Origin of the sequence: Agromyces excoecariae (genome assembly GCF_051715505.1) — a bacterium.
Taxonomy (GTDB): Bacteria; Actinomycetota; Actinomycetes; order Actinomycetales; family Microbacteriaceae; genus Agromyces.
The window spans coordinates 123,482-150,391 of sequence record NZ_JBPSLA010000011.1 but is presented as its reverse complement, the minus strand read 5'-3'; the positions used below and the strand labels follow the sequence as shown (position 1 = coordinate 150,391).

The following is a 26,910-nucleotide window of genomic DNA, read 5'->3' as shown; positions in this document are numbered from 1 at the left end:
TCCGCCTCGGTCACGCCTCGCCGTCGCCGGACTCGAGCGGGCCGGCACCCTCGAGGAAGGGACCGAGCCGGTTGTCGAACATCGTCAGCGCCGATCCGATCGCCATGTGCATGTCGAGGTACTTGTAGGTGCCGAGGCGACCGCCGAAGAGCACGTCCCTCTCCTGCTTGGCGAGCGTGCGGTACTTCAGGAGTCGTTCGCGGTCGGCTGCCGTGTTCACCGGGTAGTACGGCTCGTCGCCGTGCTCCGCGAAGCGCGAGTACTCGCGCATGATGACGGTGCGATCGGCCGGGTAGTCGCGCTCCGGGTGGAAGTGCCGGAACTCGTGGATGCGCGTGAACGGGACGTCCTCGTCCGGGTAGTTCATGACGCTCGTGCCCTGGAAGTCGCCGGTGTGCAGCACTTCCTGCTCGAAGTCGAGGGTGCGCCACTGCAGCGCGCCTTCGACGTAGTCGAAGTACCGGTCGATGGGGCCGGTGTAGACGATTGGGACCTGCCCGACCGTGCGGCCCTTCGAGAAGGGCTGCGACTCGTCGAAGAAGTCCGTGTCGAGTCGCACCTCGATGTTCGGGTGATCGGCCATGCGCTCGAGCCACGCCGTGTAGCCGTCGGTGGGGAGGCCCTCGTAGGTGTCGTTGAAGTAGCGGTTGTCGTAGGTGTAGCGGACGGGGAGGCGCGAGATCACCTCCGCCGGAAGGTCGCTCGGGTCGGTCTGCCACTGCTTCGCGGTGTAGTGCTTGATGAACGCCTCGTACAGGGGGCGCCCGATCAACTGGATGCCCTTGTCGTTGAGGTTCTGCGGATCGGTGCCCGCGAGCTCACCGGCCTGCTCCCGGATCAGTGCCCGGGCGGCATCGGGTCCGTGCGCGGAGCGGAAGAACTGGTTGATCGTCCCGAGGTTGATCGGCATCGGGAAGACCTCGCCGCGGTGCTGCGTGTACACGCGGTGCACGTAGTCGGTGAACGTCGTGAACCGGTTGACGTACTCCCACACGCGCTCGTTCGAGGTGTGGAAGAGGTGAGCGCCGTAGCGGTGCACCTCGATCCCGGTCTCCGCCTCGTCCTCGCTGTAGGCGTTGCCGCCGATGTGCGGGCGACGGTCGATGACGGTGACGCGGAGGCCGAGTTCGCGCGCGGCGCGATCGGCGATGGTGAGGCCGAAGAAGCCGGATCCGACGACGAGCAGGTCAGTGTTCACAGGGTGGGGGTTCCTCTCGGGACGACGATCAAGGGTACTCGACGGCGCATCCGCGAATCCCGTGAGCCCGCGCCGATGCCGCGATTCACTCGACCGCGCCCAGGACGGCCGCGGCCGCGGCCTCGCCGACCGCGTCGAGCGACGCATTCTCCTGGACCCAGCTCGCCCGCGCAGTGCGGCCGGCATCCGTCGCGCCGGAGCGCCACGCCTCGATCGCCCGGACCATGGCCTCCGCAGCGGCCTCGGGCGCGAAGTCGACCGCCTCACCGAGGCCGTGCTCGCGCACGAGGGCGGCGCCGCTGCCCGTTCCCGCGAAGATCACGGGCGCGCCGCAGGCCGCGGCCGCGTACGTCTTCGTCGGCCGAGCGAAGTCGTAGCCGATGCCGGGCACGATGCTGACGAGCGCAGCGGCCGCACCGCGGATCCAGCCGGCGGCCTCGGCCGGGGGCACGACGCCTCCCAACAGGATCCGGTCGCCGCCGACCCGCGCCGCCTCCGCGCGGATCACGGGCTCGGACGCACCCTGTCCGAAGAATCGCAACCGGGCGTCCGGGTGCCGCTCGAGCACCGACGGCATCGCCTTCGCGAACAGCTCGGCACCCTGCCACTCGGACATCGTCCCCGTGTAGACGAGGTAGGGGCCGTCGTCGGCCTTCGCCGGACCGTCGGGCGAGAAGAGCCCCGTGTCGACCCCGTTGCCGACCGTCGCGATCCGCTCGCGGCGGGCGCCGAGTTCGATGAGCCGGTCGGTCACCTCGTCGGAGATGGACAGCACGCTCGCGGCGCGTCGGAGCACCGCGCCCTCGACCGCACGCATGATCCGGACGACGATGCCCGGGGCGCCCATCGAGATCACGCCGTCGGTCCAGACGTCGGCGGCGTAGTACGCGTACGGCTTGCGACGCAGCGCGCTGACGACCGAGACGACGAGGCCAGTCGTCGGCGGCGCCTCGGCGACGGCCAGGTCGAACCGCGCGAACAGGAGCCGGAAGAACAGGGGGATGTCGAAGCTCAGGTACTGCACGTACCCGCGCACGTTGCCGCCGCGGTCCCGGAGCACGGGGAAGCGAGACACCTCGACTCCGGGCTCGTCGACGGAGCCCGCGGGCGCGGTCGACGGAGGCGTCGTCGTGAGCACGCGGACGCGGCAGCCGCGGCGCGCGAAGCCGCGGGCGAGCGCGCGGAGCCGGAACGCGCCTGCACTCACCTCGGGCGCGAACAGGCGCGAGGCGATGAGGATCCGAGGAGCGTCCGCCATCGATCAGGCGGTGGGCAGCGACTGCGAGTGCCCGGTGCGCGCCGACTCGACGACGGCTTCGGCCACACGCAGCGTCGCGAGTCCCTCGCGCATCGTGACGGTGTTCGCGGAACGGCCCAGGATCGCGTCTCGGAACGCCTCGTGCTCGGACCGGAGCGGTTCGCGCTTGGCCAGCGCGAACCGGGTCATCGAGCCTTCCGACACACCGCGGAAGGCCGCGACGGACTCCCACTCGGTGGTCTGGGTGCCGTTCTCGAAGAACGCCAGGTCGGCACTGATGGTGTCCGCGACGAACGCGCCGCGCTCACCCGTGACCACGGTGATCCGCTCCTTCATCGGCGAGAGCCAGTTGACGAGGTGGTTGGTGATCGCGCCGCTCGCCAGCTGGCCGGTGGCCGAGACCATGTCCTCGTGCGGGCGTCCGCTGCGGGTCGTCGTGCGGGCGGCGACGCTCGTGTAGGGCGACTGCGCCAGCCATGACGTCAGGTCGATGTCGTGCGTGCCGAGGTCCTTGACCACGCCGACGTCGGCGATCCGCGCCGGGAAGGGTCCCTGCCGGCGCGTGGCGATCTGGTAGAGCTCGCCGAGCTCGCCGTCCTCGAGGCGTCGGCGCAAGTCCTGGAGCGCGGGGTTGTAGCGTTCGATGTGCCCGACCGCGCCGACGAGCCCGGCGGCCTCGAACGCGGATGCCACGCGCTCGCCGGCCGCGCTGTCGCTCGCGATGGGCTTCTCGACGAGGGTGTGGACCCCGGCGTCGGCCAGCTCGAGCGCCACCGCCTCGTGGTATCCGGTCGGCACCGCGACGACGGCCGCGTCGATGCCCTGCTCGATCAGTGCCGCGACCGATTCGAGCACGGGGAGCCCACCGGCGACGCCGTGGGGATCGCCCTGCGCGTCGGCGACGGCGACCAGGCGCACGCCCTCGATCTCACGCGTGACCCGGACGTGGTGGCGCCCCATCATGCCGAGGCCGATGACCCCGATGCGCAGCTCCGCCATCACGCACCCGCCTTCGCGAGCGTGTTCACCGCGGAGACGATGCGCTCGAGGTCGCCGTCGGACAAGGACGGATGCACGGGCAGGGAGAGCACCTCGCGGGCGGCTCGCTCGGTCTCGGGCAGGTCGAGCTCGAGGCCGAACGACGGCAGGCGATGGTTCGGGATCGGGTAGTAGACGCCCGATCCGATCTGGTACTGCTCGCGCAGCGCCGTCGCGAAGCCGTCGCGGTCCTCCGGAACCCGGATCGTGTACTGGTGGTAGACGTGCTCGGCGCCCTCGGCGACCGGCGGCGTCACGACGCCCTCGAGGTTCTCGTCGAGGAACGCGGCATTGCGACGACGGGACTCGGTCCAGCCGAGCACCTTCGTCAGCTGCACGCGGCCGATCGCGGCGTGGATGTTCGTCATCCGGGCGTTGAACCCGACGACCTCGTTCTCGTACTGCTTCTCCATGCCCTGGTTGCGCAGGAGCCGGAGCAGGCGCTCGACGCCGGCGTCACCGGTCGAGACCATGCCGCCCTCGCCGCTCGTCATGTTCTTCGTCGGGTAGAGGCTGAACATCGCGAAGCGGCCGAACGTGCCGACCTTGCGACCGCCGAGGCTCGCGCCGTGCGCCTGCGCGGCGTCCTCGAACAGGGCGAGGCCGCGCTCGGCCGCGAGCGACTCGAACGCGGTCATGTCTGCCGGGTGGCCGTAGAGGTGGACGGGCATGATGCCGACGGTCCGCTCGGTGACCTTCGACGCGACGTCGGCGGGGTCGAGGCAGAAGTGGTTCGGCTCGATGTCGGCGAAGACGGGCGTCGCCCCCGTGAGCGCCACGGAGTTGGCGGTCGCCGCGAACGTGAAGGACGGCACGATGACCTCATCGCCGGGGCCGACGCCCGATGCGAGGAGGCCGAGGTGCTGGCCTGCGGTGCCGGAGTTCACGGCGACGACCGCGCGACCGTCGAGCAGGACGTCGGAGAACTCCTGCTCGAACGTCGCGACCTCGGTGCCTTGCGCCAGCATGCCCGAGGCGAGCACGGCGTCGACCGCAGCGCGCTCCTCGTCCCCGATGATCGGCTTCGCGGCCGGGATGAACTCGGTCATGACTGCTCCTCCCGCAGGATCCCTGCGTCTTCGATGTAGCGCTCGCCGGTCTCGGGGCACACCCACGCGTCGCCCCGCTGTTCGAGGGGGACGCCGGCCTTCCCGACCCAGCGGATGCGACGGGCCGGGACGCCCGCGACCAGCGCGAAGTCCGGGACGTCCTTCGTGACGACCGCTCCGGCGGCCACCGTCGCCCACCGTCCGATGGTGACCGGCGCGACGCAGACCGCGCGCGCGCCGATCGACGCGCCGTCGCGGATGGTGACGCCCACCGGCGTCCAGTCGTGGGCGCTCTTGAGCGAGCCGTCCGGGCTCACCGCGCGCGGATAGGTGTCGTTGGTGAGCACGACCGCCGGGCCGATGAACACGCCGTGGCCGAGCTCGGCCGGCTCGTAGACCAGCGCGTAGTTCTGCAGCTTGCAGTTGTCGCCCATGCGCACGCCGCTGCCGACGTACGCGCCGCGTCCGACGATGCAGTTCGCACCGAGTCGGGCGCCTTCGCGAACCTGGGCGAGGTGCCAGACCTTGCTGCCCTCACCGATGACGGCGTCGTCGGCGACGTCCGCACTCGCAGCGATGGTAGTCACGAGGCATGTCCTTTCCGGCCGGTTCCCGGGTGGCGGGCGACGGCGGCGATCAGTCGGGGGAGTCGGTCTCGGCATCGTCCGAGTGGGACGATCGTTCGAGGCGGTCCAACTTTACCTGCTGCAACGCGACCTCCTCGGCCAGCGTGCGAGTGCGGTCCTCGAGGTCGGTGAGTTCGCCGGCGTGCTGGAGGCTCACGAGGAACAGGATCACGATGCTCACGAAGAACACGAGGTTGGTCGGCACCTCGACGTTGAGGACGTCGGCGGCCCACGTGAGGGTCGAGGGGAAGATGCCGACGACCAGCGCGCCGACGGCGGCGATGAACCACCACACGGCGTGGCGCTCGCGGAGACGGCGGCGGCGCAGCAGCTCGACCACGGCGGCGAACGCGATGATCGCGGCGACGACGCCGAGCAGGTAGGTGCCCGTGCTCATCGAGCCCCTCCCGTCTCCAGGACGACCCGCGGACGCACGAGCGCGAATCCGAGGGCGACGAACGCCCGGATCAGGTAGACCGCCGCCTTGAGCGGCCGATGCGACGGCGCGCCTCCCTGACGGGGGCGCATGGCGACGGGCACCTGACGGATCCGCAGCCCGGCCCGGGCGGCGATGACGAGTGCCTCGACCGTGTCGCCGAGGTACTCGGCGGGGAAGTGCTCGGCGAACAGGGCGATCGCCCGCGGGCCGTTGGCCTTGAACCCGCTCGTCGTGTCGGTGAGCTTCGTGCGGCTGATCCGGCTGATCACGCCCGAGAGCACGAGCATCGCCCAGCGACGCGGCCCACGGGCCTCGTACGCGCCCTTGCCGGCGAAGCGGGCTCCGATGGCGATGTCGGTGCCGTCGTCGAGTGCGGCGAGGAGCTCCGGGACCTCCGCCGGGTCGTGCTGGCCGTCGGCGTCGAGCTGCACCACGGTGTGGAACCCCTCGGCCAGGGCGTACCGGAACCCGGCACGCATCGCACCACCGACGCCGAGGTTGAACGGGAGGCGGAGCACCGTGGCGCCGCCCGCCGCGGCGCGCTCGGCCGTGGCATCCGTCGAGCCGTCGTCGACCACGAGGCACGGTGTGCCGGGCAGCACGCGGCGGATCTCCGCCAGTACGGCTCCGACCGAGGCCTCCTCGTTGAATGCGGGCAGCACGATGAGCGTGCCCAGGGGCCTCGGAAGCATGTAAGGGATGGTATCAGCGCGAGTGCGGCGAGTCCGAAGCCCGCTCGGCGACCGGCCGTTCCAGCCGGCTCGGATCAGCGTGTGGGAGGATGACCCTCGCTACGCCCGAGAGGAGATCCTGGTTCCGTGAAGCTCATCTGGCAGACGCTCCGACGCCTGCTGCCCATCCTCCCGCCCGAGGAGCGCGCCTTCCTCTGGTGGTTCATCGCCCTCTCCAGTGCGCTGGCACTGCTCGACATCCTCGCCCTCGGAATCCTCGCGATCTCCCTGGGCTCGATGGTGCAGTCGGCGCCGATCGTCCTCCCCTTCATCGGCGAGGTCGGCCTCGACGGGTACGTGTGGGTGCTGCTCGCGGTCTCCCTGCTGATCATCCTGAAGTCCGGGCTCAACGTCCTGCTCCAGTGGGTCGCGACGCGCAAGTTCGCCGCGTACGAGCTCGCGGTGGGGGATCGGCTCTTCGACGCGTACATCCGGGCGCCCTGGGTCGAGCGCATCACGCGCAGCACGTCCCAGCTGGTCCGACTCGTCGATGTCGGCGTCGCGACGACGACGGCGGGATTCCTCCTGCCGGTCATCACGCTGCCCTCGCTCATCACGACCTTCCTCGCCGTCCTCGTCGTCGTCCTCATCGCCGCGCCGCTCACGGCCCTGATCACGGTCGTCTACCTGGGCCTCGTCGGACTCCTGCTGTACCGGTGGGTCTCGCGGCGCGCGGTCCAGGCGGGCCGGGTGAACCGCGACTACTCGATCCGGGCGGCGACGATCATGACCGACATGGTGAACGCGCTGAAGGAGATCACGCTGCGGAACAAGGCCGCCGAGGTCGCAGCGAACGTCCACCGCAATCGCATCGCCTCCACGCGCGCGCGCGCGAACCTGTACTTCCTGGGCGGCGTGCCGAAGTTCGTGCTCGACGGGGCGCTCGTCGGCGGCTTCGTCATCGTCGGCGGCGCCGCATACCTCGCCGAGGGGCTGTCCGGCGCGATCGCCGCGGTCGCGCTGTTCGGAGTGGCGGGGTTCCGGATCGTGCCGTCGATCATCTCGTTCCAGGGCCTGCTCACCAACGCCCAGGCGAACGCGCCCCATGTCGAGATGGTCGTGTCCGATGTCGAAGACGCCCAGGCGCACCTGCGTCGCGCGGAGGAGATCGGCCACGAACCGCTTCGACAGGAGCCTCGCCGACTCGTGCTCCGCGGGGTCTCGTTCTCCTACCCGGAGTCCGACCGGGCCGCGATCGAGGGCATCGACCTCGACATCCCGATCGGGTCGACCCTCGGCCTGGTGGGACCTTCGGGTGCGGGGAAGTCGACGATCGTCGACATCCTCCTCGGGCTCATCTCGCCGTCGGAAGGCACCATCGAGGTCGACGGCGTCGAACTGGAGCAGGTGCTGGCGGCGTGGCGCGACCGGGTCGGCTACGTGCCGCAGCAGGTCGCCCTCTTCAACGGAACCGTCGCGCAGAACGTCGCGCTCGCCTGGGAGGGCGAGATCGACCGCGATCGGGTCCGCCGCGCACTCGAACGGGCGCAGCTGTGGCCGGCGATCGAAGCGCGTCCGGGCGGGATGGACTCGAGGATCGGCGACGCCGGCATCTCGCTCTCCGGTGGCCAGCGCCAGCGACTCGGCATCGCCAGGGCCCTGTACAGCGAACCGCTCGTCCTCGTGCTCGACGAGGCGACGAGCGCGTTGGACACCAAGACCGAAGCGGATGTCTCGCGAGCGATCCGCGAGCTCCAGGGCAAGGTCACGGTCGTCTCGGTGGCGCACCGGCTGTCCACGGTGCGGGACAACGATCAGCTGTGCTACATGAGCGACGGCCGCATCCTCGCCAGCGGGACGTTCGCCGAACTCGTCGAGCGCGTGCCCGAGTTCCGGGTGCAGGCCTCGCTCGCGGGGCTGGCGTGACCCGACTTCCGGAGCCGCGCCACGCGATCTCCGGCTGCGCGGGTGGCCTCCGCTCCCGCCGGCCCGGCGGTGCCGGAGGCCGTCGAGGATGCGTCCGCGTCGTCGGGTCGGGGATGATGGGCGCGTGACTGCTTCGTCCTCGCTCCGACACCGCCTGGTCGCACTGATCCCCGACGCGGTGCTGATGCGGCTCAGGCCGCAGTGGTTCGCGTACTCCGCGGAGGACGTGCCACAGCCGATCGCCGTCCCCGAGGGGACGGCGCGGTTGCTGATCGCTCCGGCGAACTTCGCCGGACAGGGCTACGAGTGGGCGCACGCCGCGGACTCGCTTCCGGACGTCGGGTCGCGGAACATGTCCTACCGGGCTCCCGGCGAGTTCGCGTTCCCGACCGACTACGAGGTCCCCACGGCCGTCTTCCTGCGGTCGAAGACGTGGCAGGCCGGCCAGGCCCGTGCCATCGCTCGCTACAGCCACGTGATCATCGAGGCCGAACGTCCCATCCTCGGGGCTCGGTACCAATCCGACCTCGTGCGCGAGGTCGAGGCGTTCCGTGCCGACGGGCTCCGCGTCGCGATGCTGTGCCACGGGTCCGACATCCGCCTTCCGAGCCGCCATCGCCGCCGCGAGCCGGACTCGCCGTTCGTCGAGGGAGGATACGCGGAGACGGACGTCCTCGAACGCCAGGCGGTGCGCCACCGCACGCTCCTCGATCGCATCGGCGCGACCGTCTTCGTGTCGACACCCGACCTGCTCCTCGACGTCCCCGAGGGCGTGTGGCTCCCGGTCATCGTCGGAGAGCGCTGGCGCACCCTCGACTCGGCGCCGCCACTCACCGCGGAGCGGCCGCTCGTGGTCCACATCCCGAGCCGGGCCGGCTTGAAGGGATCCGACCTCATCGAGGACACGATGCGTGCACTCGACGCGGACGGCACCGTGCGGTACGAGCGCCACGAGGGCGTCCCGCCCGAGCGCATGCCCGAACTGTACGCCCGAGCCGACATCGTGCTCGATCAGTTCTCACTCGGCATCTACGGCGTCGCCACGTGCGAGGCGCTCGCAGCGGGCCGCGTCGTCGTCAGCCACGTCAGCGACCAGGTCCGAGGGCACGTGCGCGACGAGACCGGTCTCGAACTGCCCGTCGTCGAGGCCCGCGCGGCCGAACTGGCCGACGTCATCCGCACCATCGTCGCCGACCGGGAGCGTTTCCGCGAGATCGCCGCGCGCGGCCCGGCCTTCGTGCGAGAGGTCCATGACGGCCGGCGCTCGGCGGCGGTCCTCGCCGAGCGGTTCCTGTTCAGCTGAACCGCTCGGCGCGGACGTCGCCGCGGGCCGCGGCGCCCGCGCCGGCGACTCAGCGCTCGAACGTCTGCCGCCAGGCCTCCGGCGACGTGATCTCGGGCAGCGCCTCGCGGTACTGCTTCGAGAGTTCGGGCCAGCGCTTGCGCAGCTCGCGGTGCAGCCTGCGGCTCTGCCGTACGAGGCGGCGGAAGGTGCGGGGATCGCGCGTGTAGCGCACCTTGCCGGTGCCGTCGGCCGTCGAGACGAGTGCGCTGTCGTACATCGGCAGGCGGAACCAGGTGCCGTCGCGCTTGGCGAGTTCGACCTGGGGTGCGGCCACGTTCCTCGGCTGCGGCTTCGTGAACCACTGGCGCACGGTCATCCGCGCCGTGAAGAGCACGAGCGGGATGCCGCGCGGACCCTTCGCCGGCTTGCCGTCGGGCCCGAGCGGGAAGACCTTCTTGCCCTCGACCGTCGCCGGCATCTCGTCGTCGGTCTTCAGCACGGTCTTCTCGGGGAACTTGGCCGCTTCGGCGCGCAGGTCGCCGAGGATCGTGCCGAGCTCGGCCTGCATGTGGGCCGGACCGCGCAGGATGTCGCGGAGCGCACGGTGCCGCAGGGTGACGGGGTAGTACTGCATGGACAGCAGGTGGCGGAGGTCCCAGCGCCAGCTGTCCTCCGTCAGGCGCCCGCCGTCGCCGTAGGGGGAGTGCAGCAGCGCCGCGACGAAGCGATTCCGGGCGTGGAAGTAGGCCTGCCAGTCGATCGAGTCGTCCTTGTCGAGCCACGACACGTGCCAGAGGGCCGCGCCGGGCAGGGTGACCGTCGGGAAGCCGTTCGCACCCGCGCGGAGGCAGTACTCCGCGTCGTCCCACTTGATGAAGGCGGGCAGCGCGAGGCCGGCGGCCTTCAGTGCAGCGACCGGGATCAGGCAGAACCACCAGCCGTTGTAGTCGGCGTCCATCCGCGCGTGCATCCACCTGGTCTGCCGCAGGTTGCTGAAGCGGAAGTCGTGCGGCACCTCGTCGTGGGGCTGGGCGTGCCACATGAACGGCGAGAGGTCCATCGTCTCGGCGAACGCGTGCATGACCGGGCGATCGAGCAGGTCGAACATGTGCCCGCCGACCAGGACGGGCTGCGTGGCGTACCGTGCGAAGCGAACCGAACGGGCGATGCTCTCGGGCTCGATCGTCACGTCGTCGTCGAGCAGGATCACGAACTCGCTGGTGCCCGCCTCGAGCGTCTCGAGCATCGAGCGCGCGAAGCCGCCCGAGCCGCCGAGGTTCGCCTGCTCGATCACGTGCAGCCGGTCGCCCATGCGTTCGGCGATCTCGGGGAACTCCTCGCGGTCGCGGACCAGCTGCGATCCCTGGTCGACCACGTAGACGCGGTCGAGCACCTCGGCGACCGACGCGTCGGAGGCCAGCGCGTCGAGCGTTCGGACGCAGTAGTCGGCCTTGTTCATCGTCGTGATGCCGATCGACGCGCGGCCGTCGCGGGCGGGCGCGACATCCGTCTCCCACGCCGACGCGCCGAGGACGACCTCGCCGTGCCCGGCCACGACGTCGAACCAGTACCAGCCGCCGTCGCCGAAGGTGGTGACCGGCAGGTCGACGATCGTGACCTGGTCGTCGCCTCGGAACGATTCGGATGCCACGCGCTGCGGCACGCCCTGCGCCGTCGAGCGGTAGACGAGCAGCGTGCCGGACCCGCTCGTCGTCACTCGCAGGCGGATCCGGTCGACGACCGTCCAGTGCTGCCAGTACGACGCGGGGAAGGCGTTGAAGTAGCCCGCGAACGACATCCGCTCGCCCGATCCCACGCGGAACCGGTCGCGCCCGAGCACGTCGTCGATGTGCGCGCGATCGCTGACGCGGACCTCGCGGGTGCCGAAGCGGGCCCACACGTCCGCGTCGACGTAGAGGGGGAGGACGTCGGGATCGCCGTCCTGTGGGAAGACGACGCGCTGCAGCTCGGTCCAGGTCGAGGTCACTGGTTGCACTCCGGAGGGATTCGATGCGCCGACGACGACCGGTCGGCCGCTACGAGCCTACCGTCACCTCGCGGGCGAGCCTCGGAGCGAGCTTCCAGAGTTGCACGCCGAGCACCGCGAGCTCGGCCGCGGCCAGCCCCCAGGCGACGCCGGGGACACCGATCCAGAGCAGCAGCGGGATCATGAGGGCGGTGCCGACGACGGCGCCCGCGATCGTGCTCGTCGACAGGACGCGCGACATGCCGAGCGCCGTCAGGCAGGCGAAGCCGGTGAGCTGCGATGCGAGGATGGCGGCGAGGTTCACGCCCATCGGGATCGCGAGGTCCCATGCGATCGTCAGCTCGCCGCCCGAGAGGATGCCGCCGGCCCACGGGGCCAGCAGCGCGAAGGCGAGGCCGCCGACCGCGCCGAGCCCCATCCCGAGCACCGTGACGCGACGCGCGCGGGACACGAGCACCCGGGGGTCGGGGTTCGGCACCCAGCCCTGGGCGACCTGGACGATGGGACGCGTGGCGTAGAGGGCGAGCCGGACCATCCGCTCCGCCAGGGCGTAGACGGCCGTCGCACTCGGGACGAACACCTGGACGAGCAGGATCGGCACGTTGACGTAGACGGCGGACGTCGCCGACATCGCCACGGTGTGTCCCTGGCCGCGCAGGTTCCGCGCCGCTCGGATCGGGGACGCGGTCCAGGCCCACCCGCGATAGCGGTTGAGGATGTCGATCGAGGCGATCGCGGCGGCCGTGACCACCCCGGCCAGTTGCAGGCCGGCGAACCACACGGCGTCGCCGGTGACGATGACCGCGATCGCGCCGGCGAGGGTGCCGACGAGGCGAGGCACCGTGTCGATGAGCAGGAACCTCAGCGGGCTCCGCTCGCCGACGTAGAACCAGCCCGCGCCGAGCGCGACGAGGATGCCGCTCGCCGTGGTCAGGGCGGCGAGCAACGGCTCGTCGGGTGTGAAGGCGATCGCGACGACCACGGCGATCGGGACGATCACCACGCACAGCCAGGCACGGCTGAGCAGCGAATCTGCGAAGTAGCCCCCGCGCTCCTCGGGCTCGCGTGAGGCCACCTCGGTCGGCCCGACGACCCCCCATCCGTAGACCGCGAGCACGAACGCGAACCCGGAGACCGCCTGCGCGACCGCGATGGTGGCCCACGACTCGGTCCCGGCGGCGATGATCACCGACGGGATGACGAGGAGGCTGACGAGCCCGCTGAGCACGACGGACAGGCCGTAGCCGCCGGCGGCGCGGGCGAGGACGGACCGACGCATGCGGCTCCTGTTCGCTCGGGCATCGCCCCGGTGGGGAGTCGGGGCTGGTCTATTGTGCAGCACGCGCGGCCGAGCGGCGACGCCTGCGCGGGCACCCGGCCTCCGAAGGGCGGTGGTCGGCGGCGTTCAGCGGGCCACGGCGAGCGCGTCGCGCCAGCTCATGTCGCGCGCGGCCTTCACCGCGCACACGACGAGCAGCAGCCAGCCTCCCTCGAGGAGCACGAAGCTCTCGGCGACGCTCGTGACGGCGAGGGCGACGAGGATCAGCGCGGGCCACAGGTAGACGACGCTCCGCCGGTTCGAGGCGAGCAGCCACGACCTGACCAGTGCCACGCCGAGCAGCGCCGCGAACAGCAGCACCCCGATCACGCCGACCTGGAAGTAGGCGTCGATGAAGGCGCTGAGCGCCGACGCCAGGTCGCGGCCCACGGCCCGCTCGACCCAGACGTAGGGTGCGCCGTCCGTCCAGCGCCCGGTCCAGCCCCACCCCTGCAGCGGGTTCACGGCCAGGTACCTCGACACCTCGCGCCAGACGTCCAGGCGGACGTCGAACTCGGCGCGGGCGTCCAGCAGCTCGATGATCCGGAGGCGCAGGATCCACCCCGCGACGAGCGAGGCCACGACGCCGACGAGCAATGCGACCTGCACGCGCCAGCGGTGCTCGGCGGGCACCCGGCGGAGCCCGTAGAGCGCGCCGAGCGCGAGCAGGCAGATGCCGAGGGCGACGAAGGTGGTGGGCGATCCCGAGAGCACGATCGAGCCGCCGGCGAGGACCATCGACGCGATCGCGCGTCCGCGCAGGACGCTGCGGGTCCGCCATTCGATGATGAACGTCAGCAGCGCGATGAGCGCCACGAATCCGAGCATGTTGCGGGAGCCGAACACGCCCTGGATCGGGCCGAGCGAGGCGAGGTCGCCGCGGATGCCGAGGAACGCGATCGGGAGGTCGAGCAGGATTCCGGAGAGCACCTCGAGCGCGAGCGAGACGGCGAGCAGCACCCGCATGACGTCGCCGAACGCGCGGACGATCTGGATGGTGTCGCGCATCAGCGCGACGTAGACGCCCATGATGCCGAAGGCGACGAGGTACCCGACCCCCAGCACCGTCGCGCCGGGGTTGCTCGACCAGATGACGGAGGCGCCGCACCAGCCGACGAACACGAGGATGGTCAGCGGCAGGATCCCGTACCACTCGACGGCGCGCCACCTGGCCACGAGCGACATGCCGGCGAGCACGATCAGCATGGCGATCGCGGCGATCAGGCCGGGCCACCCGACCATGGCCCGCGCGGCGTGCGTGGTGAACGCGAGGCCGATCGCCATGACGGTGACGGCGTGGGCGAACCGCGCCGATCCGGCGAATTCGCGGATCGCGTCCCTCACGGACGCGGCTCCGGCCGGGCGTGTCGCCGCGGCGGGCGGGCGGGCGCCATCGGGGGGAGCGGCTCGGGGGACCACTGGCGCCGCTTCGTGCCCCAGGCGATGGCGATGAGCAGCAGCCATCCGCTCTCGACGAGCAGTCGGCTCTCGGCGAGCGACTGCCCGATGAGGGCGACCAGCGCGAGCAACGGGACGAATGCGAGGGCGGAGAAGGCGACGGGCCGACCGCGCGCGTCGCGGGGCCGGTCGACCGCGAGGAACCAGGATCGCCAGAGGGCGCCCGCGACGATGGAGGCGAACGCGATCAGGCCGACGACCCCGAGCTGCATCCAGACGTCGAGCCAGGCGTTGTGCGCCTGCAGGTACTCGACGCCGTTCCGGACGGCGAGCCCGCCGTAGGGGTCCGCCCAGGGCATCCAGTACCCGATCCAGCCCCAGCCGAGCACGGGGCGCTCGCTCGCGAGCCCGGTCACCGAGGTCCAGATGTCGATCCGGCCGGTGAGGTCCTCGCCCTTGCCGAACACGTCGAGCAGTGCGTTCCAGGACACCGCGAGCAGGCCGGCGGATGCCACGAGCGCGAGCGTCGCGGTCGTGTACACGCGTCGACGGTGCTCCGGCCCGCTGCGCCTGGCCCACAGTGCGAATCCGAGCGCGGCGAGCACGAGGACCGAGACGAGGATGACGGTCGCGGAGCGGGTCAGGGCGAACGTCGCCCCGCCGACCACCAGCCATCCGATGCCCTGCGCCCGGCGCATGCCGCCGCTGGCGAGCAGGCACCCCCAGAGGATCAGTGCGAGGAGGGCGGCCATCCCGAGGAGGTTGCGGCTGGCGACGATGCCCTCGATCGGACCGCCGTCGAACAGCAGCGCCCGCGACCAGTAGAACGCCATCGGGACCTTCTCGTCGCCGTAGTCGACGAAGTTCGGCAGCAGCGGTTCGCGCACGAACACCGCGACCCAGAGCTCGAAGAGCAGCGAGAGCGCCAGCACCCACTTGAGCGCCGACGAGAGGGCGCGGAGGAATCCGTGCCATTCGAGGCTGAGCGCGAGGGAGATCCCCGTGAAGGTCGTGGCGACGAGGATGGCCAGGCCCAGCGCGCTCGAGGCGGGGTAGTTCGACCAGGTGATCGACAGCGCCGCCACGAGCAGGAACGCGATCGTCGACTTCGGCACGCGGCGCCAGGGGACGTCGGGACGTCGGGAGACCCACAGGAGGATCGCACCGACGAGCACGAGCAGCGCGATGGCGCCGAACCCCCACCAGCCGAGGAGGTTGCGCCAGAACTGGCCGGCGATCAGCGTGAACAGTGCGAACGTCGCGTACGCGGACTCGAGCGCGCGGCGTCGTCCGATGCTCATGCGAACTAGGCTAACCGTCCGGACTCGCCCCTGTTCACGCCGAAGTCGATTCCGCTCCACCGATGTCGGGGAGAATGGCCGGGATCGACGACAGGAGCGACATGAGGATCTCGGTGATCGGGTGCGGATACCTGGGCGCGGTGCACGCCGCCGCGATGGCGAAGCTCGGCCATGACGTGGTGGGCGTCGACACGGATGCCGCCAAGGTCGCGAAGCTCGCATCCGGTGTCGCGCCGTTCTTCGAACCGGGCCTTCCGGAGCTGCTCGTCGAGTCCATCGGGTCCGGGCGGCTCCGCTTCTCGACCGACCTCCGCGAAGCGGCGGACGCCGAGGTGCACTTCGTCGCGGTGGGCACCCCGCAGCTGCCGAACTCCGACGGAGCGGACCTGCGATTCGTGCGCGGAGCCGTCGACGCGCTGGCCGAGGTCGCGGCGCCCGGTTCGCTCGTCGTCGGCAAGAGCACGGTGCCGGTGGGAACGGCGGCCGAGCTCCTCGGCCGGCTGGAGCGCGCCGGCTCGGGGGCGCTCCTCGCGTGGAACCCCGAGTTCCTCCGCGAGGGGTTCGCCGTCGCGGACACCCTCACCCCGGACCGCCTGGTCTACGGCGTGGTCGACGAACGCGCGACCGAGCTGCTCGATGCGGTCTACGCCCCGATCCTCGAGACGGGGACGCCCAGGATCGTCACCGACCTCGCGACGGCCGAACTCGTCAAGACGGCCGCGAACGCATTCCTCGCGACGAAGATCAGCTTCATCAACGCGATGGCCGAGATCGCGGAGGCGACCGGGGCCGACGTGACGACGCTGGCGGACGCGATCGGCCACGACGCCCGCATCGGGCGCCGGTTCCTGAACGCGGGCATCGGATTCGGGGGCGGCTGCCTGCCGAAGGACATCCGCGCGTTCACCGCCCGCGCCGAGGAACTCGGTCGCGCGGAGTCCGTGGCGTTCCTCCGCCAGGTCGATGCGATCAACCTCCGCCGACGCGAGCGCGCCGTCGACCTCGCCGTCGAACTGCTCGGCGGATCCGTGTTCGAACGTCGGATCGCCGTGCTCGGGCTGACCTTCAAGCCGGATTCGGACGACACGCGCGACTCGCCGGCGCTCGACGTGGCGGCGCGACTGCACGGACTCGGGGCGCGCGTGCGCGCCACCGATCCCGAGGGCATCGAGAACGCGCGACTGCGACACCCGCAGCTGGAGTACGTCGAGACCGCGGAGGACGCATTGGAGGATGCCGAACTCGTCGTCCTCGTGACCGAATGGTCCGAGTACCGCGGGCTCGACCCGGAGCACGTCGCGAACCTCATGGAGACGGCCCGCGTGATCGACGCGCGCAACGTGCTCGATCCCGGCGCATGGCGCGAGGCCGGCTTCGTCTACCGCGGGCTCGGCCGGTCATGACGCGGATGCCGCGGGGCGGTGCGCCCCGCGGCATCCGTCATCGGGGGTCGCTCGCCGGGGGCCCGCTCAGACGAAGGCGGCTTCGCCGGTGATCGCGCGCCCGACGATGAGCGTGTTCATCTCGCGTGTGCCCTCGTACGAGTAGAGCGCCTCGGCGTCGGCGAAGAAGCGCGCGACGTCGTAGTCGAGGACGATGCCGTTGCCGCCGCACACCTCGCGCGCCCAGCCGACCGTCTCGCGCATTCGCTCGGTGGCGTACGTCTTCGCGAGCGAGGAGTGCTCGTCGCGCTGCTCGCCCGCGTCCTGCATCTCGGAGACGCGCACGACCATGGCGAGCGAGGCGGTGATGTTGCCGAGGCACTTCACGAGGAGGTCCTGGATGAGCTGGTGGGCGGCGATCGGCTTGCCGAACTGGACGCGCTCCGTCGCGTAGCGGACGGCGGCCTCGTAGGCGCCGATCGCGGTGCCGACCGCTGCCCAGGCGACCTCGGCGCGGGTCTGGCGCAGGACGGCCGCGGTGTCGCGGAAGGAGTTCGCGTTCTGCAGTCGCAGCGACTCGGGCACGCGGACGTCGGTCAGGGTGATGTCGGCGTTCTGCACGATCCGCAGGCTGATCTTGCCCTCGATCTTCGTCGCCACGTAGCCGGGTGTCGACGTGGGGACGATGAAGCCCTTGACCTGGCCGTCGGCCTCGTCCTTCGCCCAGATGACGGTGATGTCCGAGAAGGTCGCGTTGCCGATCCAGCGCTTCTCGCCGTTCAGCACCCACTCGTCGCCGTCGCGGCGGGCGGTGGTTCGCAGGCCGCGCGCGGAGTCGGAGCCCGAGAGCGGCTCGGTCAGGCCGAAGGCGCCGACGACCTCGCCCGAGGCGAGGCGTGGGATCCACTCCCGTCGCTGCTCGTCGGACCCCGCGATCGAGATCGATCCGGTCGCGAGTCCGTTCTGGACGCCGACGAACGTCCCCACCGAGGCGTCGACGCGAGCGAGCTCGAGCGCCACGAACCCGCGGAAGACGGCGGAGTTCTCGAACGGCTTCGTCTCATCCCAGGCGTAGGCGAGCACGCCGTGCTCGGCGAGCGGCCGCACGACCTCCATCGGGAACTCGGCACGCTCCCAGTGGTCGTTGACGATCGGACGGACGTCGCGTTCGAGCCACGCGCGGAGGGACGCGAGCGCCTCCTGCTCGCGTTCGGTCAGCAGCGAGGCGTACGAGTAGAAGTCGCTCGCGAGCGGCTCGAAGGACATGACGGCTCCTCGTTCATCGTGGGGGACGGCCAGAGCCTAGGCAGGGTCCGGACATGCACGCAGTGCTTGGTAGTTTGGGGCCAAACCGTGAAAGGACCCCGCTCCGCATGTTTGTCGCGATCCGCAACGCGCCCAGGGACTACGCGTGGGGTTCCCACACCGCGATCGCCGATTTCCGGGGCACGGAGCCGAGCGGATCGCCCGAGGCCGAACTCTGGCTCGGCGCGCACGCCGGCTCGCCGGCCGAGGTGGTCCAGGCGGATGCCGCCGGTGCGGGGGACCTCGCCGAGCTCATCGCCGCGAATCCCGCCGCAGCCCTCGGACCCGAGCAGGCACGCGAGGGCGCTCGGCTGCCCTTCCTGCTCAAGGTGCTCGCCGCGGCCCGCCCGCTCTCGCTGCAGGCCCACCCGACGCCCGACCAGGCGCGGATCGGCTTCGGGCGCGAGGAGGCCGAGGGCGTGCCGATCGACGCGTTCGACCGCAACTACAAGGACCCCTTCGCCAAGCCCGAGCTCATCGTCGCGGTGAGCGAGCGCTTCGAGGCGCTCTCCGGCTTCCGTCCGCTCGAGGAGGTCCGCGGCGTGGTCGACGCGCTGCGGGCCGCGGATGCCGCTTCGGCCGAGCCGCAGCCCGGAGCGCTCGACCTGCTCGCGGCCCGCCTGGACGCACCCGACGCCCTGCGCGAGAGCGTCGCCTGGCTGCTGCTGGACGGCCGCGGCGGAGACAGCGGCGAGGCCGCCTGGCTCATCGAGCGGGTGACCGCGCTCGCGGCGAGCGACGAGGCGCTCTCCTCGCCGTTCGAGGCGTCGTTCCGAACCGTGCTCGATCTCGCGGCGGAGTATCCCGGCGACCCCGGCATCGTGATCTCCCTGCTGCTCAACCGGGTGACGCTCGGCCCCGGCGAGGCGCTGTTCCTCGACGCCGGCAACATCCACGCCTACCTCTCGGGCCTCGGCATCGAGCTCATGGCGGCGAGCGACAACGTGCTCCGCGGCGGGCTCACGCCGAAGCACATCGACGTCCCCGAGCTGCTCGAGGTGCTCGACTTCACGTCCATCGAGCCGCCGCTGCTGACGCCGATCGACGTGGCTCCGGGCATCCGCGAGTACCGTCCGGCCGCGCCGGACTTCACGCTCTTCCGGGTCGAGGGGGCGGATGCCGCGTCCCGCGTCGCGCTGGCCGGCCCGGCGATCGTGCTCGCCGAGGGTGCCGGGATCGAGGTGGCCGGAGCGAACGGGGCGGCCTCGATCGCGCGCGGCGAGGCCGCGTTCGTCTCGCCCGACGAGGGATCGCTCGGGTTCGGTGGAGCGGGCGTGGCATGGGTGGCGACCGTTCCGACGGGCGGCCGCTGACCGCACCCGGTCTCCGATCGCGGATGCCGCGGCATCCCGCTCGCGGTCAGCCGGCCTGTCGCGGGCCGAACACCCGGCGGTACTGGGTGGGCGTGGTCTGCAGCGTCTTGACGAAGTGGTGTCGCATGACGGCCGCCGCCCCGAAGCCCGTCTCGCGGGCGATCTCCTCGAGCGTGTAGTCGGTCTCCTCGAGCAGCTGCTGCGCGCGGAGGAGCCGCTGGCGGTTGAGCCAGGCGTTCGGCGTCGTGCCGGTCTCGGCGCGGAACTTGCGCGCGAAGGTCCGGGGCGACATCAGCGCCTTCCGGGCGAGGCGGTCGACCGTGAGGTCCTCGTCGAGGTGCTCGAGCATCCAGTCCGTGACGAGCGAGAGCGAGTCGCTCCTGGCCTCGACCACGGGCGTCTGGATGAACTGCGACTGCCCGCCGTCGCGCTGGGGCGGCACGACCATGCGACGCGCGACGATGTTCGCCGCGCTCGCGCCGAGCTCGGTGCGGACGATGTGCAGCGCCGCGTCGATGCCGGCGGCGGTGCCCGCGCCGGTGACGACCTTCCCGTCCTGCACGAAGAGCACGTCGGGGTCGACCTCGGTGTCGGGGAACATCTCGGCGAGCTGGTCGGTGTACATCCAGTGCGTGGTCGCGCGGCGACCGTCGAGGACTCCGGCCCGGCCGAGCGTGAAGGCGCCCGAGCAGACGCTCAGGACCCACGCGCCGCGGTCGACGGCCTCGCGGATGACACGGAGCACCTCGGGATGGGCCGGCTCGTCGATGAGCGAGGCGGGGACGGCGACGAGGTCGGCGGTCTCGGCCGCCGCGAGGCCCTCGTGCACGACCACGTCGAAGCCGAGCTTCGTGGAGATGGGGCCGGGCTCGGCGGCGACGACGTGGAAGTCGAAGCTCGGGCCGCCCTGCTCCGACCGATCGATGCCGAACACCTCGCAGATCACGCCGAACTCGAACGGCGCCATCTGGGGGACGGCGATGCACGCGATGGTCTGGAGCACGGGTCCTCCTCGAGGCCGCCAGAGAGGTGGCAGGAATGTGTCGATCTGTGGCGAGTCTGCCACTTTCGGCAGGATCTTGCAAGGCGGAGAATTTCTGCCATGGACATCATCGTGCTGCTGATCTTCGCCGGCCTCGCCGTGTGGGGCGTCGTCGCGACGCTGCTCCGCCTCGACTCGGACGGCTACGGTCGCCCCGAGATCCGCGACCGCGTCCGCCACGTGGACCGGGCCCCCCTCCGCCGCGCCTGACTCCGGCCGCTAGCATCGTCACGACGCCGGACGAGCCGGCGGCGGAAGGCGGGACATGAGCTGGCTGGTCACCGGAGGAGCGGGTTACATCGGGGCGCACGTGGTGCGGGCGTTCCGGGCCCAGGGCATCGACACGGTCGTCGTGGACGACCTCTCCTCCGGACGGAGGACGTTCGTCCCCGACGGCTCGCCGTTCGTCCACGGATCGATCCTCGACGGCGCGCTCCTCGAGGACACCATGCAGGCGCACGACGTCGAGGGCGTGGTCCACCTCGCCGGCTTCAAGTACGCGGGGGTCTCGGTGCAGCGTCCGCTGCACACCTACGAGCAGAACGTCACCGGCACCGCGCGGCTGCTCGGCGCCATGGCCGCGAGCGGGGTCGAGCGCATCGTCTTCTCCTCGAGCGCCGCGGTCTACGGCACGCCCGACGTCGACCTCGTGACCGAGGAGACGGCCAAGCGCCCGGAGTCGCCCTACGGCGAGTCGAAGCTCATCGGCGAATGGCTGCTCGCCGACCAGGCGAGGGCGACCACGCTGCGCCACACCTCGCTCCGGTACTTCAACGTGGTGGGTTCCGGCACCGACGAGGTGTTCGATCCCAGTCCGCACAACCTCTTCCCGCTCGTCTTCGACGCCCTCCTCGACGGGCGCACCCCGCGCATCAACGGCGACGACTACCCGACGCCCGACGGCACGTGCGTGCGCGACTACATCCACGTCGCGGACCTCGCCGACGCGCACGTGGCGGCCGCGCGCCGCCTCGACGCCGGCGAGCCGATCGAGCCCGTCTACAACCTCGGATCCGGGGACGGCGTGTCGGTCGGCGAGATCATGCGCGAGGTCGCCGCGGTCACGGGCATCGCGTTCGCGCCCGAGATCGCACCCCGTCGTGCGGGCGATCCCGCGCGCATCGTCGCCTCGGGTGAACTCGCCGCCCGCGACCTCGACTGGCGGATGCGCCACTCGCTGCGCGAGATGGTCTCGAGCGCGTGGTCGGCCCGCCGCGCGGCATCCGCCGACTGAGCCCGGTCACGACTCGGGAACGCGACCAGCGTGTCGCGGCGGTTGTCAAGCCTCGAGGAGGTATTGAGAGTTCTCCGCCGGCGACTTGACTCCGTCGAATTACACCGATGTAATTGGTGAGACACACCCCTCGGGGATGTCGGTACAACTGGGTGGGAGACGATATGGGCAAGCCTGAATATCGTTCTGGGGTACCTGAGGATTGGTTCGTCGACCCCGTGCGGCTCGGCGTACCGGGGGTTCGCGGGGTCGCAGACGACGACAACCAACTGGCGTGGCAGACCGATGCGCTGTGCGCGCAGACGGATCCGGAGGCGTTCTTCCCCGAGAAGGGCGGCTCCACCCGGGATGCGAAGCGCATCTGCACGGGCTGCGAGGTCCGATCGGAGTGCCTCGAGTACGCCCTCGCCAACGACGAGCGGTTCGGGATCTGGGGCGGGCTCTCGGAGCGCGAGCGCCGCAAGCTCCGCCGTCAGGCCGGCTGAACGGGCTGCGAGGGCGCCCGAGCGTGCTCACGGCACGCCCGCAGCGCTGACGGATGCCGCGGGGGCGGCCGCCTAGGCTGTCCCCGATGTTCCCCAGAGTCACCGCCGTCCTCGTCGTGCAGCACGGCGGCGACCGGCTCCGCGCCACGCTCGACGCGCTGCGATCGCAGACGCGCCCGCCGGACGACCTCGCCGTCGTCCTCATGGACGCCGACGAGTCCGCCCGCCGCCTGGTCGAGGCGCAGCGCCCCTCGCACGTCGTCTCGCTCGGCGCGCCGCAGCCGTTCGGCGCCGCGGTCGGTGCCGTCGAGCGGACGCTCCCCGAACCGGGCGATGACCGGTCCGCGCTCTGGCTCCTGACCGAGGACGCCGCACCGGAGCCCACCGCGCTCGCGTCGCTCGTGGCCGCGCTCGAGAACTCCCGCACGGCCGCGATCGCCGCGCCGAAGCTCGTGGAGTGGGACGATCCACGACGAATCGTGCGGTTCGGCCGGTCGGTCACCCGCAGCGGCCGGAGCATGGCGATCGTCGACGGCGAACTCGACCAGGGGCAGCACGACGACCTCTCCGACGTCCTCGGCGCCGATCCGGTCGGGATGCTCGTGCACCACGCGGTGTGGCGCGAGCTCGACGGATTCGACCCGGCGCTTCCCGTCGTCGACGACGGCCTCGACCTGGGCATGCGCGCCCGGCTCGCCGGGCACCGCGTGGTCGCCGTGCCCGCGGCGGTGGTCCGGTTCGCCGACACGGGCGTCGCCGGCCCCGGCTCGGAACCCGGCGGCCGGGCGGCGCGACAGCGCGCGCGGATCGCCCGCACGGCCCGGCTGCACCGGCGGCTCGTCGCCTCGCCCGCGGTGCTCGTGCCGCTGCACTGGCTCGCACTGCTGCCGCTCGCGGTGCTGAGGTCGCTCCGCCACCTGCTCGTCAAGACGCCCGGGTCGATCCCGGGCGAGTTCGCCGCCGCGGTCGAGGTCATGGTCACGCCGCAGCGCATCCTCCGGTCGCGGCGCGCCATCGCCCGCGTCAGGACCGCGAAGTGGTCGGCGCTCGCCCCGCTCCGGATCCGGCCCGACGAGGTGCGCGCCCGTCGGCAGCAGGCCGCCGAGGCGCGGCGCCAGCGCGCACGCGGACGCGTCGACGACCTCCAGTTCCTGCAGACCGGGGGCGGATGGGTCCTGCTCGCCTCCCTCGCCCTGTCGATCGTGCTCTTCGCCCCGCTGCTCGCGTCGGGCGGGGTGTCGGGCGGCGGTCTCCTCCCGCTCTCGGACGAGGTGGCCGAACTGTGGCGGAACGCGGCGGCCGGGTGGCGGGACGTCGGCGGAGGATTCGCCGGCGCGGCCGACCCGTTCGCGGGCGTGCTCGCCGTCGTGGGGAGCGCGGCGTTCTGGAACCCGTCGGCCGCGCTGCTCGGGCTCTGGCTCGTCGCCATCCCGGCGTCCGGCGTCGGCGGATTCCTGGCCGCTTCCCGCCTCACCGATCGCGCGTCGCTGCGCGTGCTCGGCGGCGTCGCGTGGGCGGTCGCGCCGCCGCTGCTCGACGCGCTCGCCGCGGGACGTCCGGCTGCGGTGCTCGTGCACGTCCTGCTGCCGTGGCTGGCCGTCCTGATGTTCACCGCGGCGACGTCGTGGGCGGCCGCGGCGGCCGCGTCGCTGGTCTTCGCCGCGATCGTCGCATGCGCCCCGATCCTCGCTCCCGCACTCGTGGTCGCCTGGCTCGTCGCGCTGCCGCTCAGCGGCCGGGCCGCCGTGCGGCTCGCCGGCATCCCGCTGCCAGCGCTCGCGCTGGCACTCCCGCTGATCGTGCAGCAGTCGGCGCGCGGCGCCCCGATGTCGCTCCTGGCGGACCCGGGCCTCCCGCACGGTGCGGGGGAGCCGACGATCGCGCAGATCGCGCTCGGGCAGGCGAACGGCACGTGGGGACGCTGGGAGGACGCCTTCGGCGGGCTGGTCGCAGGGATCGTCCCGCCGCCGATCCTCCTCGCGGTGCTCCTCGCTCCGCTGGCGATCGCCGCGATCGCCGTCGTCGCCTCGCGCCGCCTGCGCGGAGGCCTGCTCGCGCTCGCCCTCGCGGCGGCCGGCTTCGCCACCGCGGTCGGCGCCACGGTCGTGCACGTGGCGTTCTCGGGCGAGCGGACCGTTCCGGTCTGGGCCGGCGCCGGCATCAGCGTGATGTGGCTCGGGCTGCTCGCCGCCGCGATCCTGGCGCTCAGCACCCTGCGTCGCGGAGCCGCGGCCGCGGCGGCGCTCGTCGTGGTGTTCGGGGTCGTCGCGACGGCGCCGACCATCGTGGCCATCGCCCTCGGGCGCACGGCCGTCGGACCCGCGCCGGAACGGACGCTGCCGGCGTTCGTCGAAGCCGAGGCGGCGTCCGATCCCCGGGTCGGTACGTTGCGGATGCAGCCGACCGCCGACGGCGGGATCCGCGCGACGATCGAACGCGGCAGCGGAGCCACCCTCGACGAGCAGTCGACGCTCGCGTCCACCCGGCGCGAGCTCACCGGGACCACCGAATCGATCGCGACGCTCGCCGGGAACCTGGCCTCGCGCAGCGGCTACGACGCGACCGGGGCGGTCGAGGAGTTCGGACTCTCGTTCGTCCTGCTCGGAGATGCCGACCCCGCCGACCCCGCCGCGACCGCGGTCCACGAGCGCGCCCGTGCGGCGCTCGAGGGCAATCCGCAGGTCGTGGCCATCGGCGAGACCGACTTCGGCCCGATCTGGCGTTTCGTCGACGCCGAACCCGACGCGCCCGGCGCCCGCATCCCGGACGCGGGCCCCGTCGCCGGGTGGGTCGTCGCGGGGCAGCTCCTCGTGGTCGGCGCTGCGCTCCTGCTATCGATCCCCACGGGCGGCGGCCGGGAGCCGGACCGGAGGCCGCCGTCGGTGCGGCGCCGCCGCCGCCGGCGGCCGGACGCTGCGACCGAGGGCGACGCGACGACCGCTGCCGACGGGACCACCGAGGCGGGCGGTGCGACCGCGGCCGAGCGGACGACCGAGGCCGATCGGACGGCCGACGCCGACGGGACGGCCGAGGCCGACGGGGTACCGGTGGATACCGCAGCTCCGGCCGGCGACGCTGCGGTGGACGCACCGGACCGGTCCGAGGACGTCGACGGACCCGTCGGCGAGGAGGAGCGGTCGTCCGCGCCGCCGGCGACCGTCGATGCGGGCGGTCCCGACCGGCACGACGATGCAGGAGGGGATCGACGTGACGACGAGGCGTGACGTGATGCGATGGATCGCCCGAGGCGTCGGGGTGGTGCTCGTGGGCGGCCTCGCCGCCGGCGCGCTGCTCGCGGCATCCGTCGCCCCGCTCCCCGAGGTGGCGGCGGACCCGCCGTCGACGGTCGTCCAGCCCGCCGAGAGCCGGCAGCTCCGGGTGTGCCCCGGACCGCTGCTGTCGCTGGCGGACGACGCCGCGTCGGCGGCGACCGCGCGTTCGCTCGGTGCACCCGACCTCGTCGTCGCGGCGGACCCCGAGAGCGCCACGATCGAGCAGGTGGCGCTCGACGCGCCCGACAACGCGGATGCCGCCGCCGACGGCGGCCCCGTCGCCGTCGCGGCCGAGCCCGGAGCGGTGCTCGCCGGGATGCTCGCCGGCGCGCAGTCGCAGACCGCCGCCACGGAGTCGCTCGGCGGGTTCGCCGCGGCGTCGTGCGTCGAGCCGGCGTCCGACTCCTGGCTGCTCGCCGGTGCCACCGAGGTCGGTCGGTCGGGCCTGGTACTGCTCGCCAACCCCGGTGAGGTCGCCTCGACGGTGAGCGTTCGCGTGATCGGGGAGACCGGCGCGGTCGACGCGCCCTCGGGCCTCGGCATCGTCGTCCCGCCGGGTACCCAACGCGTCGTCTCGCTCGCCGGGTTGGCGCCGAGCGTCCGCACGCCGGTCGTCCACGTCACCAGCACGGGCGCGCCGATCGCCGCGGCCCTGCAGCACTCGGTCGTGCTCGGCCTCGAGCCCGCGGGCGTCGAGCTGTCCACGCCGGTCGCCCCGCCCGCGAACCGGCAGGTCGTGCCCGGCGTCGTCGTGACCGACGATCGGGGTGTGGCCCCCGACGAGGACCACGCCGAGGGCGACGACTTCCCCGTCCTGCGCCTCTTCGCGCCCGACGACGCCGAGGCCGCTGCGGTCGTCGTGGTCCGCGACGAGGAGGGCGAGGCGGTCTCCGAGATCGAGGTCGCGCTCGCCCCCGGTCAGGCGACCGACCTCCCGCTCGGAACGCTCGATCCCGGCACGTACACCGTCGTCGTCGACGCGGACGCCCCCGTCGTGGCGGCCGCCCGCTCGACCCTCCTCGGGGACGGGGAGGACCCGATCCTCGCCGACCTGGCCTGGTCGGTCGCGACCGGCGCGCTGCTCGAGCGCGCCGCCGTCGCCATCCCCGACGGCCCCGGCCCGACCCTCCGCCTGGCGAACCCCGACGGCGAGGCGGTGACCGCGACGGTCACGATCGGCGGGGGCGAGCGCACGGTGCCCATTCCGGCGGGCGGCGCCGCGTCGGTCGTCGTGCAGGGCGGCGACCGGGTCATCCTCGACGGCGTCGAGGGCCTGCACGCGGCGGTCACCTTCGAGGGGGACGCCGCGATCGCCGCGATTCCGGTCGCTCCGCCCGGCCCGCTCGACAGCCCGGTGCGCGTCTTCCCGCAGTAGCCCGCGAG

22 protein-coding genes are annotated in these 26,910 nt (G+C 72.2%); 9 read left to right on the top strand and 13 right to left on the bottom strand.

Going from position 1 to position 26,910, the window contains the following annotated elements; all coding sequences use genetic code 11:
* Positions 1-10 precede the first annotated feature (10 nt).
* The 7 genes from glf to ACSJD1_RS10920 form a co-directional block, all read right to left on the bottom strand.
* A complete protein-coding gene (glf, locus tag ACSJD1_RS10950; protein WP_438855337.1) occupies positions 11-1,198 on the bottom strand; it encodes a UDP-galactopyranose mutase in 1,188 nt (395 codons plus the stop codon).
* A gap of 85 nt (positions 1,199-1,283) precedes the next feature.
* Positions 1,284-2,456 carry a glycosyltransferase family 4 protein gene (locus ACSJD1_RS10945; RefSeq protein ID WP_438855336.1) on the bottom strand — a complete coding sequence of 391 codons (1,173 nt, stop codon included), beginning with the start codon at positions 2,454-2,456 and terminating at the stop codon, positions 1,284-1,286.
* Positions 2,457-2,459: 3 nt separating this feature from the next.
* Positions 2,460-3,455 (bottom strand): Gfo/Idh/MocA family protein, encoded by a 996-nt coding sequence (locus ACSJD1_RS10940; protein WP_438855335.1) that lies wholly within the window; start codon positions 3,453-3,455, stop codon positions 2,460-2,462.
* Positions 3,455-4,543, bottom strand: a complete 1,089-nt coding sequence (locus tag ACSJD1_RS10935; RefSeq protein WP_438855334.1) for a DegT/DnrJ/EryC1/StrS family aminotransferase — start codon at positions 4,541-4,543, stop codon at positions 3,455-3,457. Before ACSJD1_RS10935 ends, ACSJD1_RS10940 begins: the two co-directional genes overlap by 1 nt.
* On the bottom strand, positions 4,540-5,130 hold the full coding sequence (locus ACSJD1_RS10930) for an acyltransferase (RefSeq protein ID WP_438855333.1): 591 nt from the start codon (positions 5,128-5,130) through the stop codon (positions 4,540-4,542). The genes ACSJD1_RS10935 and ACSJD1_RS10930 overlap by 4 nt, the downstream gene beginning before the upstream one ends.
* Positions 5,131-5,179: 49 nt before the next feature.
* Complete coding sequence (locus ACSJD1_RS10925) at positions 5,180-5,566, bottom strand: DUF2304 domain-containing protein (RefSeq protein WP_438855332.1); 387 nt, start codon at positions 5,564-5,566, stop codon at positions 5,180-5,182.
* Complete coding sequence (locus ACSJD1_RS10920; RefSeq protein ID WP_438855331.1) at positions 5,563-6,300, bottom strand: glycosyltransferase family 2 protein; 738 nt, start codon at positions 6,298-6,300, stop codon at positions 5,563-5,565. Before ACSJD1_RS10920 ends, ACSJD1_RS10925 begins: the two co-directional genes overlap by 4 nt.
* A 126-nt stretch (positions 6,301-6,426) precedes the next feature.
* Here ACSJD1_RS10920 and ACSJD1_RS10915 point away from each other — a divergent pair, with 126 nt between their 5' ends.
* Both ACSJD1_RS10915 and ACSJD1_RS10910 read left to right on the top strand, forming a co-directional pair.
* On the top strand, positions 6,427-8,205 hold the full coding sequence (locus ACSJD1_RS10915) for an ABC transporter ATP-binding protein (protein WP_438855330.1): 1,779 nt from the start codon (positions 6,427-6,429) through the stop codon (positions 8,203-8,205).
* 124 nt (positions 8,206-8,329) lie between these two features.
* Positions 8,330-9,508: a glycosyltransferase family protein gene (locus ACSJD1_RS10910; protein ID WP_438855329.1), complete on the top strand. Its 1,179-nt coding sequence runs from the start codon at positions 8,330-8,332 to the stop codon at positions 9,506-9,508.
* A gap of 49 nt (positions 9,509-9,557) precedes the next feature.
* On the opposite strand, the gene ACSJD1_RS10905 is transcribed toward ACSJD1_RS10910, so the two are convergent.
* The 4 genes from ACSJD1_RS10905 to ACSJD1_RS10890 form a co-directional block, all read right to left on the bottom strand.
* On the bottom strand, positions 9,558-11,477 hold the full coding sequence (locus ACSJD1_RS10905; RefSeq protein ID WP_438855328.1) for a glycosyltransferase: 1,920 nt from the start codon (positions 11,475-11,477) through the stop codon (positions 9,558-9,560).
* 49 nt (positions 11,478-11,526) lie between these two features.
* The gene (locus ACSJD1_RS10900; protein ID WP_438855327.1) at positions 11,527-12,756 is read right to left on the bottom strand and encodes a lipopolysaccharide biosynthesis protein; all 1,230 of its coding nucleotides are present in this window, start codon (positions 12,754-12,756) and stop codon (positions 11,527-11,529) included.
* A gap of 126 nt (positions 12,757-12,882) precedes the next feature.
* The gene (locus ACSJD1_RS10895) at positions 12,883-14,139 is read right to left on the bottom strand and encodes an O-antigen ligase family protein (protein WP_438855326.1); all 1,257 of its coding nucleotides are present in this window, start codon (positions 14,137-14,139) and stop codon (positions 12,883-12,885) included.
* Positions 14,136-15,494, bottom strand: a complete 1,359-nt coding sequence (locus ACSJD1_RS10890) for an O-antigen ligase family protein (protein ID WP_438855325.1) — start codon at positions 15,492-15,494, stop codon at positions 14,136-14,138. Before ACSJD1_RS10890 ends, ACSJD1_RS10895 begins: the two co-directional genes overlap by 4 nt.
* A gap of 101 nt (positions 15,495-15,595) precedes the next feature.
* On the opposite strand from ACSJD1_RS10890, the gene ACSJD1_RS10885 reads away from it, so the two are divergent.
* Positions 15,596-16,897: a UDP-glucose dehydrogenase family protein gene (locus ACSJD1_RS10885; RefSeq protein WP_438855324.1), complete on the top strand. Its 1,302-nt coding sequence runs from the start codon at positions 15,596-15,598 to the stop codon at positions 16,895-16,897.
* Between the two features lie 66 nt (positions 16,898-16,963).
* On the opposite strand, the gene ACSJD1_RS10880 is transcribed toward ACSJD1_RS10885, so the two are convergent.
* Positions 16,964-18,142, bottom strand: coding sequence for an acyl-CoA dehydrogenase family protein (locus tag ACSJD1_RS10880; RefSeq protein ID WP_438855323.1), 1,179 nt, complete (start codon positions 18,140-18,142; stop codon positions 16,964-16,966).
* Positions 18,143-18,249: 107 nt separating this feature from the next.
* Here ACSJD1_RS10880 and manA point away from each other — a divergent pair, with 107 nt between their 5' ends.
* Entirely contained in the window at positions 18,250-19,494 is a 1,245-nt protein-coding gene (manA, locus tag ACSJD1_RS10875) for a mannose-6-phosphate isomerase, class I (RefSeq protein ID WP_438855322.1), read from the top strand.
* A 46-nt stretch (positions 19,495-19,540) separates the two neighbouring features.
* On the opposite strand, the gene ACSJD1_RS10870 is transcribed toward manA, so the two are convergent.
* The gene (locus tag ACSJD1_RS10870; protein ID WP_438855321.1) at positions 19,541-20,497 is read right to left on the bottom strand and encodes a GlxA family transcriptional regulator; all 957 of its coding nucleotides are present in this window, start codon (positions 20,495-20,497) and stop codon (positions 19,541-19,543) included.
* Positions 20,498-20,596: 99 nt separating this feature from the next.
* Here ACSJD1_RS10870 and ACSJD1_RS10865 point away from each other — a divergent pair, with 99 nt between their 5' ends.
* From ACSJD1_RS10865 to ACSJD1_RS10845, 5 genes are all read left to right on the top strand, one after another.
* The gene (locus tag ACSJD1_RS10865) at positions 20,597-20,746 is read left to right on the top strand and encodes a hypothetical protein (protein ID WP_155051933.1); all 150 of its coding nucleotides are present in this window, start codon (positions 20,597-20,599) and stop codon (positions 20,744-20,746) included.
* A 55-nt stretch (positions 20,747-20,801) separates the two neighbouring features.
* Positions 20,802-21,770, top strand: coding sequence for a UDP-glucose 4-epimerase GalE (galE, locus tag ACSJD1_RS10860; protein WP_438855320.1), 969 nt, complete (start codon positions 20,802-20,804; stop codon positions 21,768-21,770).
* A 164-nt stretch (positions 21,771-21,934) separates the two neighbouring features.
* A complete protein-coding gene (locus ACSJD1_RS10855; protein ID WP_129234301.1) occupies positions 21,935-22,255 on the top strand; it encodes a WhiB family transcriptional regulator in 321 nt (106 codons plus the stop codon).
* A gap of 86 nt (positions 22,256-22,341) precedes the next feature.
* Positions 22,342-25,479 carry a glycosyltransferase family 2 protein gene (locus ACSJD1_RS10850; RefSeq protein WP_438855319.1) on the top strand — a complete coding sequence of 1,046 codons (3,138 nt, stop codon included), beginning with the start codon at positions 22,342-22,344 and terminating at the stop codon, positions 25,477-25,479.
* Positions 25,463-26,902 (top strand): DUF5719 family protein, encoded by a 1,440-nt coding sequence (locus tag ACSJD1_RS10845; RefSeq protein WP_438855318.1) that lies wholly within the window; start codon positions 25,463-25,465, stop codon positions 26,900-26,902. The genes ACSJD1_RS10850 and ACSJD1_RS10845 overlap by 17 nt, the downstream gene beginning before the upstream one ends.
* Positions 26,903-26,910 lie beyond the last annotated feature (8 nt).